Here is a 17949-nt window from a genome sequence, read left to right as displayed (position 1 = left end):
AACGACCCCGTTCGGGAACGTGATCGGTCAGATCACTTCTTGCACTGATCGGCCTTGGTCTTGTCGCAGATGTCGCGGATGATGTCGTAGTACTTGTCGTCGACCGGCTTGGTCGCGTAGAAGGTCGCCTTGAACGCATCGCTGTCCGCGTTCTTGACGCCCGACTTCACGATGTCGTCGATCGTGATCTCCTTGAGCGCGGTCACGACCTTGTCGGCGGTCTCCTTCGGCAGGGCCGAGTTGTAGACCAGCGGGGCGCCGGGGACCATCGTCTTGTCGACGACGGTGACCTTGTCGCTCTTGGCGACCTCGCTGTCCTCGGCGAAGCCCGCCTCGCACTCCTTGCCCTCGCCGACCTTCTGCACGCTCACGTCGTGCTTGCCCGCGAAGACCGGCGAGACGCCCGTCTTCGGGTCGATGTCGTCCTTGAGCAGGTTGTAGCTCGGGAACAGGTAGCCCGAGGTCGAGGACGGGTCGACGAAGCAGACCTTCTTGCCCTTGAAGTCCTTGATGGAGGTGATCGAGGATCCCTTCGGCACGATCGCCTCGGAGTAGTAGCCCGGCTCCTGGCCCTGCTTGGTGACGATCGAGGAGATCGGGGTCAGCTTGGCGCCGGCGTTGGTGGCGGTGATGTACGTGAAGCCGGAGAACGAGGCGACGTCGACCTTGCCGGCGACCGCGGCCTCGATGAGCGCGGCGTAGTCGGTCGACTCGTGGTACTCGACCTTCTTGCCGGTCTGGCTGGCGAGGTAGTCCATGAGCGGCTGGTAGTTGGTCTGGGTGTCGACCGAGTCGGGCACGACACCGAAGACGAGGGTGTTCGCGTCGACGGCGTAGCCGCCGTTCGCGGCAGCGGGCGCGTCGGTGCCGGTGGCGGCGCCGGCGGTGCCGGAACACGCGGCCAGGCCGAGGGCGAGCACGGCGGCGCCGGCCGCGACGGTGAGAGCGCGAAGCTTCATGAGGACCTTTCGGGTTTCAGGTGCGGAGGGAATCCTCGAAGACTCTCTCAAGCCCGCGGTCGAGATGTATACCTAACTCGGCACTGTTCCCCGACTGTTCACCCGCGATTCTCTTGAATGAACACCATAGGAACGGGGGTGCGCCCGACCGGCGCAACGAAGTAGTATGCCTATGTGCCCGAGGTTGTCTACACCCAGATCGCCGACGATCTGCGCGCCCTGATCACCGCGGGACGGTTGCGTCCAGGAGACGCGGTGCCGACCGAGGCCGAGCTCGCGGAACGCTGGAGCACCTCGCGCGGCCCGATCCGCAACGCGCTCGCCGCCCTCCGCGCCGAGGGCCTCATCGAAACCGCCCGAGGGCGCCCCGCGCGCGTCGTCGAGCGCAAGGCCACCCAGGCCGTCGACGTGTCCGTGCCGTTCACGCGCTGGGCCCGCGAGCTGGGCGCCCGCCCCGGCGCGCGCACCCAGGAGCTGAGCCTGCGACGCGCGGGAACCGAGAAGGCGCAGGCGCTCGGCGTGGATCCCGGCGACACGATCGTGAGCGTCGTCCGGCTGCGCTTCCTCGACGACCGTCCCACGATGCTCGAGCGGCTGTTCTACACCGAGGAGGTGGGCCGCCTGCTGTTCGCGGTCGACACCGATGCGATCTCGATCACCGAGTTCCTGGGCTCGCAGGGCCATCCGATCGTGGGCCTGCAGCACGAGATCGACGCGGTCGCCGCCGATGAGCAGGACGCGACGCTGCTGCAGGTGCCGCAGGGCACCCCGATCCTGCGCCTCAGCCGCACCTCGCGCGGCGCCGACGGCCGCGTGTTCGAGGCGAGCGAGGACCGCTACCTCTCCAGCATCGTGCGCTTCACGGTGTCCGGTTCCGGCATCTCCCCCGACGGCCAGTACCTCCGCGCGGTGGGCGGCTGAGGGCGGTTGCGGACCCGTTCGTCACACCGCGAGAAGCGCGATCCCGGCGACGACGACGGCCGCGGCGCCGACCCGCCAGACCGGGCGGCCCTCGCGCAGCACGAGCGCGCCGAACAGGCTGACCAGCACCACGCTCACCTCGCGCAGCGGCGCGACGAGCGCGACGGGGGCGATCGTGATCGCCTGCAGCACGAGGATGTACGACAACGGCGAGAGGACCCCGAAGGCCACGATCCGGCGCCACTCGGCGCGCCACAGCGCTGCGGCGGCGGGCCACCGGCGACGCATCGCGGCCGTGTAGTAGACCGCTTGCATACCGGCGGTGCCGACCATGAACGCGACAGGGGAGATCGAGAACGAGCGCACGACGAACGCGTCCCAGATCGTGTAGAGCGCGATCGCGACGCCGGTGAGCACGCCGAACAGCAGCCCAGGATCGATCCGCCGCCGACCGCCGGCGCCGGTGTCGAGGCGCACGGCCCCCACCCGATCCACGAAGCCGATCGCGACGATCCCGAGGATGACCACCGCCACCCCGACCAGCGCGAGGAGTGAGGGACGCTCGCCGAACAGCAGCATCGCGATGATGACCGACAGGAACGGGCCGGTACCGCGTGCGGTCGCGTAGACCGTGGACAGGTTGCCGACGCGATAGCCGTGCTGCAGGACGGCCATGTAGGCCACGTGGAGCACGCTCGAGACGAGCACGCCGAGCACGAAGCCGCCGATATCGCCCGATCCGAGGCCGCCGGTGAACGGCACCGCGCCGATCCAGATCACGGTACTGGCGACCGCGCCCCACCAGAGGAACGGGAGCCCCGCACGGCTGATGCCGTGCGCGAGCACGTTCCAGCCCGCGTGCGCGACGGCGGCGGAGAAGACGAGGACGAATGCGAGAAACGACACGGGGAACCTTCGGTCCGCCGCGGGCGCGACGGACGTGGTTCCTCCAGGCTTTTGTCCGTTCAGATGACGCCAGGCCCACGAAGGCCCGACGTGGCGCCGCTCGGACCAGTCGGGCGGACCCCGGAACCCTAGGCGCTGTCGAACCTCAGCCTAACCGCACGCACCGCCCACGTCCCCGCGACGAGACCACGGATACTCCGGAGCCCGCGCGCTCTTCGGCAGGACGGCTCTCCGGCAGGACAGGGCCGGACAGGAAATGGCTCTGGCGCACACGAAGCAGCATCGGTATCGTAAACACATTAATGTGATCAATCTGACCCTTTTTGTTGGCCTCCGGAAGGAATCGCAGTGCCCTTGACCCTCGCAGTCCTTCAGCACGGCGGCCATGGAGATGACGTGGACGCCAACCTCCGCACCCTGGACGAGTACGCGGAGCGGGCGGCGACCGCCGGCGCGGACCTCCTCCTGACGCCCGAGATGTTCGTCACCGGATACAACATCGGGGATCGCGCCGGCGTACACGCGCGACTGCCGCTGGCCGAGCGCGTCGGCGACATCGCGGCGCGCCGCCGGATCCGCATCGCAGCAGGCCTGCCCCTTCCGCTCCACAGCGGCACGACCAACTCGGTGGTCCTGCTCGACGAGGACGGCCGCGTCCGCGCGCGGTACGACAAGACGCATCTGTTCGGCAGTCTCGACCGTTGCATGTTCGCGCCGGGGGCGGCCCTCCCGGATGCGCCCGTCGAGATCTGCGGAGTGATGGTGTCGTTCCTGATCTGCTACGACGTCGAGTTCCCGGAGGCCGTCCGCGCCGCCGCCCGCGCCGGCACGGAGCTGCTCCTCGTCCCCACCGCGCAGATGGAGCCGTTCGCGTTCGTCCCCGAGCATCTGATCCGGGTGCGGGCCTGGGAGAACCAGATCTACCTCGCCTACGCAGATCGGATCGGCCAGGAGGGCGAGCTGCGATATGTCGGGCGGAGCAGCATCGTCGCCCCGTCCGGAGACGTGCTCGCGGCGGGGAACGCCTCGGATCCCGCCCTGCTCCTCGCACGGATCGACCCCGCGGAGGTCACCGCCGCGCAGGAGCGGAATCCCTACCTCGCGGACGCCCGCGCGGAGCTCTACTCCCCCTCTCCGACGTCCCCCCTTACGAAAGCGTCCTCATGACTGAAACCCGCACCGCCCCGCATCCGGATCGCCTCAGCGGCCAGCTCGGGACCGGATCCATCGTCTTCATGGTGATCGCGGCCGCCGCTCCGCTCACCGTCATCGGCGGCAACGTCCCGCTCGCCGTCGGCGTCGGCAACGGGGTCGGCGCGCCCGTCGGCTTCCTCATCGCCGCGCTGGTGCTGCTGATCTTCTCGGTGGGCTTCGTCACGATGACGCCGCACGTCCGCGAGGCCGGCGCGTTCTTCTCCTATGTGGCCACGGGGCTCGGCTCCCGCGCCGGTCTCGGCACCGCGTTCACGGCCCTCGTGGCCTACACCGCGATCCAGGTGGGCGTGTACGGATACCTCGGCTGGGCCGCCAACGACCTCGTCACCACGTTCGGCGGCCCCGCCCTATGGTGGCCGCTCTACTCGTTCGCGGCCCTCACGATCGTGGCGTTCCTGGGGTATCGCCATATCGAGCTCAGCGCGCGCGTGCTCGGCGTCGCTCTCGTCCTGGAGATCGCCGTGGTCGTCGTGCTGGACGTGGTCGTCTTCGGACAGGGCGGCCGGCACGGGCTCGTCCTGGAGACCTTCGCGCCGGAGAACGTCTTCACCCCCGGCATCGGGGTCGCCGTCCTGTTCGCGCTGACGGGCTTCATCGGGTTCGAGGCCACCGCCGTGTTCCGCGACGAGGCGCGCGACCCCGAGCGCACGATCCCTCGAGCCACCTACCTCGCGGTGATCATCATCGGCTCCTTCTACGCGATCTCGTGCTGGGCCCTCATCACGGGCGTCGGTGCGGGAGACGCCGTGGCCGTCGCGCAGAAGACTCTTGCCGGCGAGGGCAACTTCCTCCTCGACACCGCCGGGACCTATCTGGGTCCGGTCCTGCGCGACGTCATGCAGGTACTGCTCATCACCAGCCTCTTCGCGTGCGTGCTGTCGTTCCACAACGTGATCGCGCGATACCAGTTCACGCTCGCGAACAAAGGGGTCCTCCCGGCAGCTCTCGGTCGTCGCCACGCCCGCCATTCCGCGCCGTCGAGGTCATCCGTACTCCAGAGCATCACCGCGTTCCTCGTGCTCGCGCTCCTGGTGATCGTGGGCCTCGATCCGCTCGTCGGGGTCTTCGGATCCATGGCCGGCGTCGCCACCGTCGGAATGGTGCTCCTGATGCTGGCCACCTCGATCGCCGTCGTCGTCTTCTTCGCGCGCAGACCGGAAGCCGCCCGCGGTCGCACGTTCACCACGCGAGTCGCCCCGGTGGCCGCGACCGTCGGGCTGCTCCTCAGCCTCTGGCTGGTCCTGTCCAACTTCACCCTCGTGACCGGGGGAACCCCGGGGGTGAGCATCGCCCTGGCCGTCGTGCCTGCCGTCGCGTTCCTCCTCGGCGTGGCTCTCGGCGGGCGGTTCACCCTGGGCAGCGGCGACACGCCGCCGACGCCGCCGGCGGATGCCCCTGCGCCGGGCGTGTAGTGCGTGGCCCGCCGGTCGGGGATCTTCCGACCGGCGGCACGCCCTCCGGTCGGAATAGACTCGGCGGATGGGACGGCAACAGTCCGCGGGAGGCGATCCCGCCCTGGTCAACCTTGACGCGCTCCCGCTGTCGGCGATCCGGAGGATCAGCGCGGTGGACGCGGTCGAGGCGCGGATCGTCCTCGCCGTGCAGCTCGGCCTCCTCATGCCCGGGGACCGGCTGCCGCCACCCGCGGTCGCGTCCACCGCGCTGGGGGTGAGCGACGCGAGCGTGCGGCGCGCCTACCGCTCCCTCAACGCCAAGGGCGTGCTGCGCAGCGCACGCGGGCGGGCCGGCGGAACATTCGTCGCCGCAGAACCGGGCGGAAGCGCCCCCGCCGCGCTGGCCGCTTACCAGGCCGACCGCGCGCGGGTGCATGCCCTCATCGACGAGCGGGCCGCGCTCGAGGCGGGGCTCGCGGCCGTCGCGGCGCACGCGCCCGACGGCGCCTCGCTCACGGCGATGCACGACGAGATCCGGCGCATGCACGCGGCGCAGGACTGGGCGACGTTCCGTGAGGCGGACGCCGGCTTCCACGACCTCCTCGCCTCCGCTGCGGGGATGCCTGCTGCCGCCCGACTCCATCGCCGCATCTCGCGCGAGCTGTACGCCTATTTCCTCCCGTACCCGATCGCCTACCTGCACGCCTCGAACGAAGAGCATGTGCACCTGCTGGACGCGCTGGAGCGGCGAGACTCCGGCCGTGCCGCGCTGCTCGCGCGCGCCCACGTCGCCGAGCTCCACCGGTCGATGTACGTCGGCCAGGAACAGCGCGCGTCTGATGAGCGATCGGGTCCGGAGCCCGGCGCCATGCCGCGATCTCCGTCGTCGAATGTCCGCTGAGCGACGATCATGCCTTCGCGGAACCCGTCGAGCTCCGATCACAGACGCTTCCGATGCACCGGTGAAATACTGGACATGTTCAACGACAAGGAGGTCGCCCTGTGCCGGACAACAGGACCTCGAACGAGCGTGAGCTCGAAGAGGGCATCGTCACCGATCTGAAGGATCGGATGACCTACGGGTCGTACCTCGACCTGGATCGGCTCCTCGGCGCCCAGCACCCGGTCAGCGTGCCGGAGCATCACGACGAGATGCTGTTCATCATCCAGCACCAGACGACAGAGCTGTGGCTCAAGCTCGTGCTGCACGAGCTCGGCACCGCGCGCGACCGGCTCGCCGAAGACGATCTGCGTTCCGCCCTCAAGCACATGGCGCGCGTCAAGCACATCCAGGAGGTGCTCACGCAGCAGTGGTCGGTGCTGGCGACGCTCACGCCCACCGAGTACGCGCAGTTCCGTGGCGACCTCGGCAACTCCTCGGGCTTCCAGTCGGTGCAGTACCGCGCCGTCGAGTTCGCGCTCGGCAACAAGAACGAGCGCATGCTGAGCGTGTTCCGCTCCCACCCCGAGAACCTGGCGATGCTCACGGCGGAGCTCGAGCGCCCGACGCTGTACGACGAGTTCCTGCGGTTCGCCGCACGCCGCGGCCTGCCGATCCCCGCGGAGGTCCTCGACCGGGACGTGCGCGAGCCCTACCGGATGCACGATTCGCTCGTGCCCGTGCTCACCGAGATCTACGAGAACCCCCACGACCACTGGGACCTGTACGAGGCGTGCGAGGAGCTCGTCGACGTCGAGGACAACTTCCAGTTCTGGCGCTTCCGGCACCTGCGCACGGTGACCAGGACGATCGGGCGCAAGATCGGCACGGGCGGATCCAGTGGCGTCGATTTCCTGCAGCGCGCTCTCGATCTGACGTTCTTCCCCGAGCTGTACGCGGTACGCACCGAGATCGGACAGTGACGGCGTGAGCGTGGCCGACGGCACGGTGATCGGCGGGTTCACGGACCACCACGTGCATCTGCAGCTCGTGGATCCGGAACGGCTTTCGAGAGGGCTTCTGGGCCGCGTGCTGGATCTCGGATCCGCTCCCGCGGCGATCGCAGCACTCGCCGCGGACCCGCCCGGGGGCATCGCGATCTCCTTCGCGGGCGCGTTCCTGACCCCGGTCGGCGGGTACCCCTCCGACCGGAGCTGGGCGCCCGAGGGATCCTTCCGCGAGGTCTCCGACGCCGAGGCGGCGGAGGCCGCCGTCGCCGAGATGAAGGCCGCAGGCGCCTCCGTCATCAAGGTCGCCAGCAACAGCGCAGCGGGGCCCGTGTTCAGCGACGACCTGCTGCAGACGATCGTGCGGATCGCCGACCGTCACGGCCTGCCCGTGGTCGCGCACGCGGAGGGTCCCGGTGAGGCGCAGCGCATGCCGCGACTCGGAGTCAGAGCGCTCGCGCACACCCCGTTCACCGAGCGGCTGAGCGATTCCGAGGTCTCCGCCCAGGCCGGCCGGATCGCGTGGATCTCGACGCTCGCGATCCACGAGGGCGAGGCCCGTGCGATCGCCGTGGACAACCTGCGCCGCTTCCACGCGCACGGCGGGACGGTCCGCTACGGAACCGATCTCGGCAACGGCGATCAGCCGGCCGACCTGAACCCCGCCGAGGTCGAGGCCCTGCGCGAGGCCGGCGTGCGCGGGGCCGCACTGATCCGCGCACTCGTCCCGGTCGCCGCGACCGCCGAGCGCCGGTTCCTGCTGCCCGCGCGCGACGCGGATCCGTTCGGCCTGGAACCCGTGGTGCCGGTGCCCTGACGGGCAGGCTCAGACAGCGCCCAGATCGATCCCGGCCGCGGCCGGCTCCGCGTAGGCCACCTCCCGCCACACGTCGCCGACGCGCTCGAACGAGGTGACGCTGGACAGCGCGCACCGGCGCGTCCGCGGGTCGTGCCGCAACGGCAGACCCGCGACCGACAGGTGCGTGATCCAGATCGGCGCCTGGTGCGACACGAACACCACGTCGCCGCCGGCGGCCTCGTGCCACGCCTCGTCCATGGCGTCGCGCATGCGCGCGGCGACCGAGGAGTACGGCTCGCCCCAGCTCGGGACGGAGGGCCGGCGCAGGTGCCGCCAGTTCCACGGGTTCAGCAGGGCGCGGCGCATCTGCGTGCCTTCGAACACGTTCCACGGCTCGATGATGCGCTCGTCGAGCACCGCGTCGAGCGCGAAGGCGGAGGTGAACGGCTCTGCCGATTCCTGCGTGCGCTCGAGCGGCGAGCACCGCAGCGCGGTCACAGGACGGCCCATCGCGGCGACGTGGTCGGCGGCGGCCTGCGCCATCCGCCGACCGGCGTCGCTCAGGTGATAGCCGGGCAGGCGTCCGTAGAGGATCCGCCCAGGGTTGAAGACCTCGCCGTGGCGGACGAGGTGCAGGCGCTCCGCCGCCATCCGATCAGACGCGGCGGTACTGGGCGGAACCGAAACCGATGATGAAGTACCCGATGAACGAGAACAGCCAGAGCAGGAAGAACGAGAACACCCCGCCCTTGCCGAAGTTCTTGCCGAGCTTCACCGCGACGATGATCGCGAAGATGATGTTGACGATCGGGATCAGGTAGAGCAGCACGAACCAGCCGCTCATGCCGGCGATCTTGATGAGGAAGATCAGGTTCACGATCGGGATGAGCGCGAGCCAGCCCGCGTGGCCCGCCTTCGTGAAGACCTTCCACAGCGCGATCACGACGATGACGTAGAAGATCAGCCCGACGACGCTCGTGGTGCCGTTGAACAGCGCGGAGTAGATGTTGCCTGCGGCGTCGGTCGGGTCTTCGGTGGGGAGGATGTGCATGTGTAGCGCCTTCCAGGGTCGGTTCGATGGGTGGTGCCTGCCGCGAGTCTAGTGATGCACTCGTCCTGCCCACGAGGGATTCCGCGCGTCCCCGTAGAATGGCGGAGTTCCCTTTTCCCTAGTTGGAGGCGTATTCCGTGCTTCGCACCCACACGGCAGGCTCACTGCGAGCCGAGCACATCGGTCAGACCGTCACCCTTGCGGGGTGGGTCGATCGCCGTCGTGATCACGGAGGAGTGGCCTTCATCGATCTTCGGGACGGATCAGGGATCGCCCAGGTCGTCATCCGCGACGAGGAGATCGCGCATCCGCTGCGCAGCGAATTCGTGCTGCAGGTGACGGGCGAGGTCTCCCGCCGTCCCGCCGGCAACGAGAACCCGAACCTGCCCTCGGGCGAGATCGAGATCGTGGCGCAGGACGTCGTGGTGCTGAACGAGTCGGCGCCGCTGCCGTTCCAGGTCTCCTCTGGCCTCGCCGAGACCGACCCGGTCGGCGAGGACGTGCGCTTCAAGCACCGCTACCTCGACCTGCGCCGCCCCGCCGCGATCGCCCCTCTGCAGCTGCGCTCGAAGGTCTACAAGGCCCTGCGCGACGTGCTGCACGAGCGCGAGTTCGTCGAGGTGGAGACCCCGACCCTGACCCGGTCCACCCCGGAGGGCGCCCGCGACTTCGTCGTGCCCGCGCGCCTGCACCCGGGCAGCTGGTACGCCCTGCCGCAGAGCCCGCAGCTGTTCAAGCAGCTGCTCATGGTCGGCGGTGTGGAGAAGTACTTCCAGATCGCGCGCTGCTACCGCGACGAGGACTTCCGCGCCGACCGTCAGCCCGAGTTCACCCAGCTCGACATCGAGATGTCCTTCGTCGACCAGGAGGACGTCATCGAGATGATGGAGGCCGTCATCCGCGCGATGTGGGCCACCATCGGGGTCGAGGTGCAGACCCCGCTGCCGCGGATGACCTATGCCGACGCGATGGCGAAGTACGGCTCCGACAAGCCCGACCTGCGCTTCGGGCTCGAGCTCGTCGAGGCGAGCGAGTACTTCTCCGAGACCACGTTCCGCGTCTTCCAGGCGGACTACGTCGGCGCGGTCGTCATGCCCGGCGGTGCTTCGCAGCCCCGCAAGGTGCTGGACGCCTGGCAGGACTGGGCCAAGCAGCGCGGCGCCCGCGGTCTCGCCTACGTCCTGTTCAACGAGGACGGCACGCTCGGCGGTCCCGTCGCGAAGAACCTCAGCGAGGCAGAGCAGGCGGGCCTTGCGGAGCTCGTGGGAGCGGCGCCCGGCGACTGCGCGTTCTTCGCCGCGGGATCCGCGAAGGACTCCCGCGCCCTCCTCGGCGCCGCCCGCGTCGAGGTCGGTCGTCGGCTGGGCCTGCTCGACCCCGACGTGTTCGCCTTCACCTGGGTCGTCGACGCCCCCATGTTCGAGCCGGCCGCGGATGCCGTCGCCTCGGGCGACATCGCCGTCGGCGCCGGCGCCTGGACCGCCGTGCACCACGCCTTCACCGGCCCGAAGCCGGAGTTCGAGGCCACGTTCGACACCGACCCCGGATCCGCTCTCGCCTACGCGTACGACATCGTCTGCAACGGCTCCGAGCTCGGCGGCGGATCCATCCGCATCCACCGCGAGGACGTCCAGAAGCGCGTCTTCGAGGTCATGGGCCTCTCCGACGACATCGCACAGGAGCAGTTCGGCTTCCTGCTCGACGCGTTCAAGTTCGGCGCCCCGCCGCACGGCGGCATCGCGCTCGGCATGGACCGCGTGCTGCAGCACCTGTCCAAGACCGAGTCGATCCGCGAGGTCATCGCGTTCCCGAAGACCGGCAACGGCTTCGACCCGCTCACCGCCGCGCCCGCCCCGATCACCGCGGAGCAGCGCAAGGAGGCCGGCGTCGACGCGGTCGCCGAGCCGGCCGAGGCGCTCGAGGCCGTCGAGGCCTGATCGCTTCGCTCGGAGATGAGCGCTTCGCTCGGACGGATCCCCGGATTCCTTCCGAGCGAAGCGCTTTTCTCCGCGCCAGGCGCACCGCCGATCGCGTGAAAGGATCGGATCATGCTCGCCGCTCTCACGCTCCCGGTCCCGCTCGACACCCGGATCGGCGAGGTGACGCTGCGCCGCGCGTACACGGAGGACACCGCGGCGATCGTCGCGCTGCTCGCCGATGACGCGATCAGCGCGGCGCGCGGCGACACCGCCTCCGACGACGACCTGCCGGCATACGCCGCGGGCCTGGAGTCGGTGCTCGCCGACGGATCCAACGACCTCCTCGTCGCCGAGCACGACGGCCGGATCATCGGCACGTTCCAGCTCACCCGCATTCCGGGGATGTCTCGTCGCGGCTCGACCCGACTGCTCGTCGAGGCGGTCCGGGTGCGCTCGGATCTGCGCTCGAGCGGCGTCGGTTCCGCGCTCATGCGCTGGATCATGGACGTCGCGACCGCCGACCTCGCCAGCCCGCTGGTGCAGCTCACCTCAGATGCGCAGCGCGTCGAGGCGCACCGCTTCTACGAGCGCCTCGGCTTCGCCGGATCGCACAAGGGCTTCAAGTACAACGCAGAGACCGCCACCACCGCCGGTCGTTGAGCGAAGACGCCGCAGGCGACGGAGACGAAACGCCGCCGGAGACGATCGCCCTCAGACGTCGTCCGGATCCGACAGGTCCTCGACCGCGACGGGGGTGCGGCCGGCGAACATGACTCCCACGCCGTATTCGTCGCCGATCTCCAGGCCGCACTCCGCGAAGCGCATCATCCAGGTGCCGTCCTGCCAGACCACGGCCTCGGGTGCGGCGAACGGCGGCTCCTCCTCCGCGAGCCGCGCGCGGTCGGCGTCGGAGAGGTCGCCGCGCGGGCCGGCCAGCTCCTCCACGAGGTAGCGGATCGCCGCCTCGCTGAGCGCCGCGAACTCCGTCACGACGCCCTGGGCCGCCTCCCGCGCCTCCGCGCCGGGCTCCTCCGCCGGCTCGGTGATGACGCTCACGGTCCACCCGCCGTCCCCGCCGTCGACGCCTCCGGTCCAGCAGGCGATGTCGTCCGGCGCGTCGATCCGGATCAGGGTGGCGCCGTCGAGCTCGATCGTCTCGGGAAGGGTGCTCATGCTCCGATCCAACCAGACCCCGGTCTGTTTCTCCCCAGAACCGGCCTGTCTCCGACCGCCCTGGACTCGAATCGTTCATCCCGCATTCACCCCGGTCCGCCTGACCGGTAACTCCGCCGCCGTACATTCCCTCTCGACCCGACCCCGGCGGCAGCGCCGGACACCGAGAGGAAATCATGCTCATCAGCAACCGCCGTGCGCGCATCGGCGCCGGCATCGCGCTCGCGGCCAGCGCCGCGCTCCTGCTCTCCGCCTGCTCCGGATCCGCCTCCGCCGACCCGACCGGTTCGTCCGGCACCGGCGCCAAGGCCGCGACCGCCACCTCGCTCAAGGACTTCGGCTCGCTGGCCGACCTCGAGAAGGCCGCGGAGGCCGAGGGCAAGCTCAACGTGATCGCCCTCCCCCACGACTGGGCCAACTACGGCGAGATCCTCGCCGCGTTCACGAAGAAGTACCCGAAGATCACCGTCAACGAAGCCTCCCCCGACGCCTCGAGCGCCGAGGAGATCCAGGCCGCCAAGACGAACGAGGGCCTGGACACGGCTCCCGACGTGTTCGACCTCGGCCTCACGGTGACCCTGCAGAACACGGACAAGTTCGCCGCCTACCAGGTGGAGAAGTGGGACGAGATCCCGGCCCAGCTCAAGGACAAGGACGGCCTGTTCACGGGCGACTACGGCGGGTACATGTCGATCGGCTACGACTCCTCGAAGTTCGCGGAGCCGAAGAGCCTGGACGACCTGAAGAAGTCCGAGTACAAGGGCGCGGTCGCGCTCAACGGCGACCCGACGCAGGCCGGGGCGGCGTTCGCCGCCGTGGGCCTCGCAACGGTGCAGTCCGGCGGGAAGCTCGACGACTACCAGAAGGGCATCGACTTCTTCGCCGACCTGCAGAAGGCCGGCAACCTGCTCAAGGTCGACGTCACCACGGCGACCGTCGCGAGCGGGGAGACCCCCGTCGTCTTCGACTGGGACTACCTGAACGCCGCGCACACCAAGGACAACAAGAACTGGAAGACCGTCGTCCTTCCCGGCACGGGCTACGCCGGTTACTACAACCAGGCGATCAACAAGGCGGCGCCGCACCCGGCCGCCGCGCGCCTGTGGCAGGAGTTCCTCTACAGCGACGAGGGCCAGAACCTCTGGCTCAAGGGCGGCGCGCGCCCCGTGCGCATGGACGCCATGACCAAGGCCGGAACGATCGACAAGACGCTCGCCGCCGCGCTCCCCGCCGCGCCGAAGGAGACCGTCGTGCCGACCGAGGCGCAGAGCACCGCCGCCGGCAAACTGCTCGGCGAGAAGTGGGCCTCGGCCGTCCAGTGACCTCCGACACCACCGCGGCTCCCGCCGCATCCCGTGCCGGGTCGGAGCCTCGCGCTTCGACCCGGCACGGGTCAGGTGGCGCCCCCCTCCCGGCCCGCCTGTCCCGAGGACTCGCCGCGATCGGACTCGTCCCGTTCGCGGCGTACCTGCTGCTGTTCCTCGTGCTGCCCACGATCCTCGCGGTCGCCACCGGCTTCTTCACCCGGGACGGCGCGTTCACCACGAACAACATCTCGGCCCTCTGGGATCCGACGGTGCTGCTCACCTTCGCCAATTCCGCGGGGCTGTCCCTGCTCACCGCGGCGATCGGCGCGATCGTCGGCGCCCTCGTCTGCTACGCCCTGCTCGGCATGAATCCCTCCGGCGGGGTGCGCACCGTGATCGACGCCGCCTCCGGAGTCCTCGCCCAGACCGGCGGGGTGATGCTCGCATTCATGTTCATCGCGACGCTGGGCCTTCGCGGCGTCCTGACCGAGCTGCTCAAGACCTTCGGCGTCGACCCGTTCGCCCAGGGCCCGTGGATCTACGAGCTGCCCGGACTGATCCTGCCCTACCTCTACTTCCAGATCCCCCTCATGGTCATCACGTTCATGCCCGCCCTCTCGGCGCTGAAGCCGCAGTGGGCCGAGGCCAACCTCACGCTCGGCGGCACGCGCGCGAGCTTCTGGCTGCGGATCGGGATCCCCGTGCTCGCCCCTGCCTTCCTCGCCAGCTTCCTGCTGCTGTTCGCGAACGCGTTCTCCTCGTACGCGACCGCGGCCGCCCTCGCGAGCCAGGGGTCGCAGATCGTGCCGCTGCAGATCCGCGCCGCGCTCACGAGCGAGACCGTGCTGGGCCGGGAGAACCTCGCCGGCGCGCTCGCGCTCGGCATGATCGTCGTGGTCGGGGTCGTCATGTGGCTCTACTCGCTGGTCCAGCGCCGCGCAGCGAGGTGGCAGTCATGAACCGGCTCGCCCCGTCGCCCCTCACCCGCTGGATCATCGGGATCCTGGTCGGGCTCTTCTTCGTCATCCCGCTGCTCGCGACGCTCGCCTACACGTTCCGCGGAGAGGGCGGTGGGTTCACCCTGTCGCACTGGGCCGCCCTGGGCGATCCCGCCAAGGGGGCGGTCTACCAGCCGATCTGGACCGGGCTCGGCAACTCGCTGATCCTCGCGGTCGTCACCGTGCTCATCGTGCTGCTCGTGCTCGCGCCGACCATGATCCTGGTGAACCTGCGCTATCCGCGACTGCGCCCGGTCTTCGAGTTCGTCGTACTGCTGCCGATCTCGATCCCCGCGATCGTGCTCGTGGTCGGCCTCACCCCGATCTACCTGCAGATCGGGCGTTCGTTCGGCACCGGCGCCTGGACCCTCGCATTCGCATACGGCATCACCGTGCTCCCCTTCGCCTACCGGTCCATCCAGGCCTCGATCGACGCGGTCGACATGACCACGCTCGCCGAGGCGGCCCGTTCCCTGGGCGCGGGCTGGGGCACGGTCGTGCTGCGCGTGCTCGCACCGAACCTGCGCCAGGGCCTGCTCGCCGCGTCCCTCCTGTCCATCGCGGTCGTGCTCGGCGAGTTCACGATCGCCTCGCTGCTGAACCGCGACGTGCTGCAGACCGCTCTCGTGGTCGTGCAGAAGCAGGACGGCTGGGCCCCGGCGATGTTCGCCCTGATGGCGCTGACGTTCAGCTTCCTCCTGCTCCTCATCATCGGACGGGCCGCCCGCGGCCGGTCCGGAAAGGCCGACTCATGAGCGACATCGCGCTCCCCCGCACGGCGGAGAACTCCCTCCTCGCCGACCGGTCGGACGGCACGGCGCCGTTCAGCAGCTCCGTGCAGTTCGACGGCATCGTCAAGAGCTACGGCCGGACGCAGGTCCTGCACGGGATCGATCTCGACATCGCACCCGGCGAGTTCGTCTCGCTGCTCGGCCCCTCCGGCTGCGGCAAGACCACCCTGCTGCGCGTGCTCGCCGGGCTCGAGGACGCCGACGGCGGCGCCGTGCTGCTGGGCGGCAGGGACGTGTCCGGCGTCCCGACGAACAAGCGCGACCTGGGCATGGTGTTCCAGTCGTACTCGCTGTTCCCGCACCTGCGCGTGGTGGACAACACCGCGTTCGGTCTGCGCCGTCGCAAGGTCGCCACGGCCGAGGCCCGGCGGCGCGCGCTGGACGCGCTCGCCCTGGTCGGGCTGGAGGCGCACGCCGACAAGTTCCCGCACCAGCTCTCCGGCGGCCAGCAGCAGCGCGTGGCGCTCGCCCGCGCGCTCGTGACCGAGCCCAGGGTGCTGCTGCTGGACGAGCCGCTCTCGGCCCTGGACGCCAAGGTGCGCGTGCAGCTGCGCGATGAGATCCGACGGCTGCAGCTGCGGCTCGGCATCACGACCGTCTTCGTCACGCACGACCAGGAGGAGGCGCTCAGCGTCTCCGACCGGATCGCCGTGATGAACGCGGGCCGCATCGATCAGATCGGTACGCCGGAGGAGCTCTACCTGCGCCCGGCGACGGCGCACGTCGCCGCATTCGTCGGCCTGTCCAGCGTCGTGCGCGGACTTGCCGACGGCGCCACGGTGCGCGTATGGGGTGCCGAGATCCCGCTGCAGCTCCCCGCGACGGGCGAGGTCGACGTGCTCCTGCGCCCTGAGAACGTGCGGCTGGTCGAGTCCGCCGGCGCGGCCGTGACGGGGACCGTCGAGGAGAGCATGTTCCTCGGGAGCATGCGGCGCACGCTCGTGCGCACCGAGGACGGCCTGCTCGTGCGCGTGCAGCACTCGGCGCGGATCCACCCGCAGTACGGCGACCTCGTGGGGCTCGCGGTCGACCCGGAGCCCGTGGCGGTGCGTCAGCCGCAGTGAGACGGCGGAGTTCACGTGTCTGACAAGATCGGATCATGCGTCCCCACGATGCTCTGAGCGCACTCGCCCTGGTCCAGGGCGCCGCGGGCGCGCCCGTGGCGCCCCAGGTCGCCGGTCGCCTGTCGGCGCTTCCGGGAATCACCGCGGAGCACCTTCAGGCGGTCGGCGGCCGCCTGTCCGCCGCTCAGTGCGCGGGCCTGGCGGTCCTGCCGGAGGTATGGCCGCTGGCGATGGCCGCAACACCGGAGGCCGAACCCGGGGTGCGGCGTCTCCTGCTCGCCGCCGCGCTCTCCGTGACCGACCGCGCCGACATCCTCCTCGCCGCGACGGCGACCGACACCAGCGTCGTGATCTCCGAGACGGTGCAGCGCACCGTGCGGTTCTCCGCGGGCCGGTTCCGGTTCCTCTCCGAAGCCGACCGGAGCGGAATACTCGCGGGCGCCGACACGGCGGAGTGCGAGACGATCCATCGCGCGCTCTGGCTCGCCCACCGCCAGCACGGCCTCGCCGACATCGGTCTCTGGCACGCCGTGCACGGCAGGGCCGAGACGGATCCGCGGGCGCTGCGCGCCCTCCTCGCGATCGGACAGCGGCTGCTGACCCGCGGAAACCCCGAGGCGGCGTTCCGGATCGCCTCCGCGCGCGCTCTCACCGCGGCTCCGACGATGCGCAGCGGCGCGGCGATGCTCGGCGCACGCAGCGCCCTCGTGCTCGGCTGCTTCGACGACGCCGTGCGACTGTTCCAGACCGCCGAGCTCGGCGAGGGAGACCTCAGGGCACAGGCGCAGAACGGCCGCCGGGTCGCGCAGAGCTTCCTCGACGGACCGGACGAGGGCGCGGATGCCCTCGCCCGCGTCGCGAGCCAGCTCCCGCTCCTGCGGTCCGCCGCGGCGACCGCGACCGATCATGCGGCGCTGAGCGGCATCGACTCGATCGCGGAGATCTGGTGGACATCGCCGGAGGATGCGGACGAGCGCCACGCCCGGCTCTACCTGAGCGTCATCCCCGCCGTCCAGGTGTGGCCGTGGAACTCCGCCCCCGGCCCGCTGAGTCCCTTGATCGAGGCGCACGTGCGCGGGCAGCAGGCGGGGTTCCTGCTGCATGCGGGACGCGCGGGGGAAGCCGCCACGGTCCTCGGCGACGCCCTCGTGCGCCTGCCCATGACGCACATCGGCGGCGGCGTGACCTCGAGTGCTCTCGTCGCCCTCCGGGACGAGGCTCCGGAACTCGTCCGGGGCTTCGGCCCTGCGCTGATCGGGCTGCGCCCGGGACGGACCGTCGGCTATGCCGTCGTCCCCGACGTCGACGGCGCGCACACGGTCGCGGTCAGCCGCACGCCCGCAGACGAGCGCGCGCCCCGATCCGGGCTCCCCGCGCTGGCCCTGCTCACCGGTCGCGAGAGCGGCGTGATCGATCTGCTCGCCCGAGGTCTGCGCAACCGGGAGATCGGGCTCGAGCTGGGGATCTCGGAGCGCACGGTCGAGGTGCATCTCACGAACGCCTTCCGCAAGCTCGGCGTGCGGAACCGCGCCGAAGTCCTCGCCCGCCTTCTCGAGCGTTCGTAG

General features: G+C 70.3%; 18 protein-coding genes. 13 read left to right on the top strand and 5 right to left on the bottom strand.

The window, feature by feature from the left end; translation table 11 throughout:
* Positions 1 to 32 precede the first annotated feature (32 nt).
* Positions 33 to 959, bottom strand: a complete 927-nt coding sequence (locus tag ACFC1J_RS17125) for a phosphate/phosphite/phosphonate ABC transporter substrate-binding protein (RefSeq protein WP_375908785.1) — start codon at positions 957 to 959, stop codon at positions 33 to 35.
* A gap of 174 nt (positions 960 to 1133) precedes the next feature.
* Between ACFC1J_RS17125 and ACFC1J_RS17120 the strand changes: the two genes are divergently transcribed.
* Positions 1134 to 1880, top strand: a complete 747-nt coding sequence (locus ACFC1J_RS17120) for a GntR family transcriptional regulator (RefSeq protein WP_375908782.1) — start codon at positions 1134 to 1136, stop codon at positions 1878 to 1880.
* A 21-nt stretch (positions 1881 to 1901) separates the two neighbouring features.
* On the opposite strand, the gene ACFC1J_RS17115 is transcribed toward ACFC1J_RS17120, so the two are convergent.
* Entirely contained in the window at positions 1902 to 2786 is an 885-nt protein-coding gene (locus tag ACFC1J_RS17115; protein WP_375908779.1) for an EamA family transporter, read from the bottom strand.
* A gap of 348 nt (positions 2787 to 3134) precedes the next feature.
* On the opposite strand from ACFC1J_RS17115, the gene ACFC1J_RS17110 reads away from it, so the two are divergent.
* The 5 genes from ACFC1J_RS17110 (at position 3135) to ACFC1J_RS17090 (ending at position 8099) form a co-directional block, all read left to right on the top strand.
* On the top strand, positions 3135 to 3953 hold the full coding sequence (locus tag ACFC1J_RS17110; protein WP_375908776.1) for a carbon-nitrogen hydrolase family protein: 819 nt from the start codon (positions 3135 to 3137) through the stop codon (positions 3951 to 3953).
* Positions 3950 to 5413: an APC family permease gene (locus ACFC1J_RS17105; protein ID WP_375908773.1), complete on the top strand. Its 1464-nt coding sequence runs from the start codon at positions 3950 to 3952 to the stop codon at positions 5411 to 5413. Before ACFC1J_RS17110 ends, ACFC1J_RS17105 begins: the two co-directional genes overlap by 4 nt.
* A gap of 67 nt (positions 5414 to 5480) precedes the next feature.
* The gene (locus ACFC1J_RS17100; protein WP_375908770.1) at positions 5481 to 6296 is read left to right on the top strand and encodes a FadR/GntR family transcriptional regulator; all 816 of its coding nucleotides are present in this window, start codon (positions 5481 to 5483) and stop codon (positions 6294 to 6296) included.
* 101 nt (positions 6297 to 6397) lie between these two features.
* The gene (kynA, locus tag ACFC1J_RS17095; RefSeq protein WP_375908767.1) at positions 6398 to 7258 is read left to right on the top strand and encodes a tryptophan 2,3-dioxygenase; all 861 of its coding nucleotides are present in this window, start codon (positions 6398 to 6400) and stop codon (positions 7256 to 7258) included.
* Between the two features lie 4 nt (positions 7259 to 7262).
* Positions 7263 to 8099, top strand: coding sequence for a hydrolase (locus ACFC1J_RS17090; protein WP_375908764.1), 837 nt, complete (start codon positions 7263 to 7265; stop codon positions 8097 to 8099).
* A 9-nt stretch (positions 8100 to 8108) separates the two neighbouring features.
* On the opposite strand, the gene ACFC1J_RS17085 is transcribed toward ACFC1J_RS17090, so the two are convergent.
* Both ACFC1J_RS17085 and ACFC1J_RS17080 read right to left on the bottom strand, forming a co-directional pair.
* On the bottom strand, positions 8109 to 8732 hold the full coding sequence (locus ACFC1J_RS17085) for a histidine phosphatase family protein (RefSeq protein WP_375908762.1): 624 nt from the start codon (positions 8730 to 8732) through the stop codon (positions 8109 to 8111).
* A gap of 4 nt (positions 8733 to 8736) precedes the next feature.
* Positions 8737 to 9132 (bottom strand): DUF5684 domain-containing protein, encoded by a 396-nt coding sequence (locus ACFC1J_RS17080; protein WP_375908759.1) that lies wholly within the window; start codon positions 9130 to 9132, stop codon positions 8737 to 8739.
* A 137-nt stretch (positions 9133 to 9269) separates the two neighbouring features.
* On the opposite strand from ACFC1J_RS17080, the gene aspS reads away from it, so the two are divergent.
* Both aspS and ACFC1J_RS17070 read left to right on the top strand, forming a co-directional pair.
* Positions 9270 to 11069, top strand: coding sequence for an aspartate--tRNA ligase (gene aspS / locus ACFC1J_RS17075; RefSeq protein ID WP_375908756.1), 1800 nt, complete (start codon positions 9270 to 9272; stop codon positions 11067 to 11069).
* Positions 11070 to 11180: 111 nt separating this feature from the next.
* The gene (locus tag ACFC1J_RS17070; protein ID WP_375908753.1) at positions 11181 to 11711 is read left to right on the top strand and encodes a GNAT family N-acetyltransferase; all 531 of its coding nucleotides are present in this window, start codon (positions 11181 to 11183) and stop codon (positions 11709 to 11711) included.
* A 51-nt stretch (positions 11712 to 11762) separates the two neighbouring features.
* Here the strand turns inward: ACFC1J_RS17070 and ACFC1J_RS17065 are convergent, their stop codons facing one another.
* On the bottom strand, positions 11763 to 12224 hold the full coding sequence (locus tag ACFC1J_RS17065) for a hypothetical protein (protein WP_375908750.1): 462 nt from the start codon (positions 12222 to 12224) through the stop codon (positions 11763 to 11765).
* 176 nt (positions 12225 to 12400) lie between these two features.
* Between ACFC1J_RS17065 and ACFC1J_RS17060 the strand changes: the two genes are divergently transcribed.
* Genes ACFC1J_RS17060 through ACFC1J_RS17040 form a run of 5 tightly spaced genes read left to right on the top strand, consistent with a single transcriptional unit; the run spans position 12401 to position 17949 of the window.
* Positions 12401 to 13546: an ABC transporter substrate-binding protein gene (locus ACFC1J_RS17060; RefSeq protein ID WP_375908748.1), complete on the top strand. Its 1146-nt coding sequence runs from the start codon at positions 12401 to 12403 to the stop codon at positions 13544 to 13546.
* Complete coding sequence (locus tag ACFC1J_RS17055) at positions 13543 to 14490, top strand: ABC transporter permease (protein ID WP_375908745.1); 948 nt, start codon at positions 13543 to 13545, stop codon at positions 14488 to 14490. Before ACFC1J_RS17060 ends, ACFC1J_RS17055 begins: the two co-directional genes overlap by 4 nt.
* Entirely contained in the window at positions 14487 to 15284 is a 798-nt protein-coding gene (locus ACFC1J_RS17050; protein ID WP_375908743.1) for an ABC transporter permease, read from the top strand. Before ACFC1J_RS17055 ends, ACFC1J_RS17050 begins: the two co-directional genes overlap by 4 nt.
* Entirely contained in the window at positions 15281 to 16384 is a 1104-nt protein-coding gene (locus tag ACFC1J_RS17045) for an ABC transporter ATP-binding protein (RefSeq protein WP_375908739.1), read from the top strand. Before ACFC1J_RS17050 ends, ACFC1J_RS17045 begins: the two co-directional genes overlap by 4 nt.
* A gap of 35 nt (positions 16385 to 16419) precedes the next feature.
* Positions 16420 to 17949 carry a LuxR C-terminal-related transcriptional regulator gene (locus tag ACFC1J_RS17040; RefSeq protein WP_375908737.1) on the top strand — a complete coding sequence of 510 codons (1530 nt, stop codon included), beginning with the start codon at positions 16420 to 16422 and terminating at the stop codon, positions 17947 to 17949.

The organism is Microbacterium sp. NPDC056052 (assembly GCF_042266785.1).
Classification (GTDB): Bacteria; Actinomycetota; Actinomycetes; order Actinomycetales; family Microbacteriaceae; genus Microbacterium.
The sequence above is the reverse complement of the archived record's forward strand: the minus strand, read 5'-3'. Positions and strand labels throughout refer to the sequence as shown.

What these genes read in the sequence shown, in the direction of transcription:
- ACFC1J_RS17125 (WP_375908785.1), bottom strand. Translation starts at nt 959, where the DNA reads ATGAAGCTTCGCGCTCTCACCGTCGCGGCCGGCGCCGCCGTGCTCGCC.
- ACFC1J_RS17105 (WP_375908773.1), top strand. Translation starts at nt 3,950, where the DNA reads ATGACTGAAACCCGCACCGCCCCGCATCCGGATCGCCTCAGCGGCCAG.
- ACFC1J_RS17100 (WP_375908770.1), top strand. Translation starts at nt 5,481, where the DNA reads ATGGGACGGCAACAGTCCGCGGGAGGCGATCCCGCCCTGGTCAACCTT.
- ACFC1J_RS17085 (WP_375908762.1), bottom strand. Translation starts at nt 8,732, where the DNA reads ATGGCGGCGGAGCGCCTGCACCTCGTCCGCCACGGCGAGGTCTTCAAC.
- ACFC1J_RS17080 (WP_375908759.1), bottom strand. Translation starts at nt 9,132, where the DNA reads ATGCACATCCTCCCCACCGAAGACCCGACCGACGCCGCAGGCAACATC.
- ACFC1J_RS17070 (WP_375908753.1), top strand. Translation starts at nt 11,181, where the DNA reads ATGCTCGCCGCTCTCACGCTCCCGGTCCCGCTCGACACCCGGATCGGC.
- ACFC1J_RS17065 (WP_375908750.1), bottom strand. Translation starts at nt 12,224, where the DNA reads ATGAGCACCCTTCCCGAGACGATCGAGCTCGACGGCGCCACCCTGATC.
- ACFC1J_RS17060 (WP_375908748.1), top strand. Translation starts at nt 12,401, where the DNA reads ATGCTCATCAGCAACCGCCGTGCGCGCATCGGCGCCGGCATCGCGCTC.
- ACFC1J_RS17050 (WP_375908743.1), top strand. Translation starts at nt 14,487, where the DNA reads ATGAACCGGCTCGCCCCGTCGCCCCTCACCCGCTGGATCATCGGGATC.
- ACFC1J_RS17045 (WP_375908739.1), top strand. Translation starts at nt 15,281, where the DNA reads ATGAGCGACATCGCGCTCCCCCGCACGGCGGAGAACTCCCTCCTCGCC.
- ACFC1J_RS17040 (WP_375908737.1), top strand. Translation starts at nt 16,420, where the DNA reads ATGCGTCCCCACGATGCTCTGAGCGCACTCGCCCTGGTCCAGGGCGCC.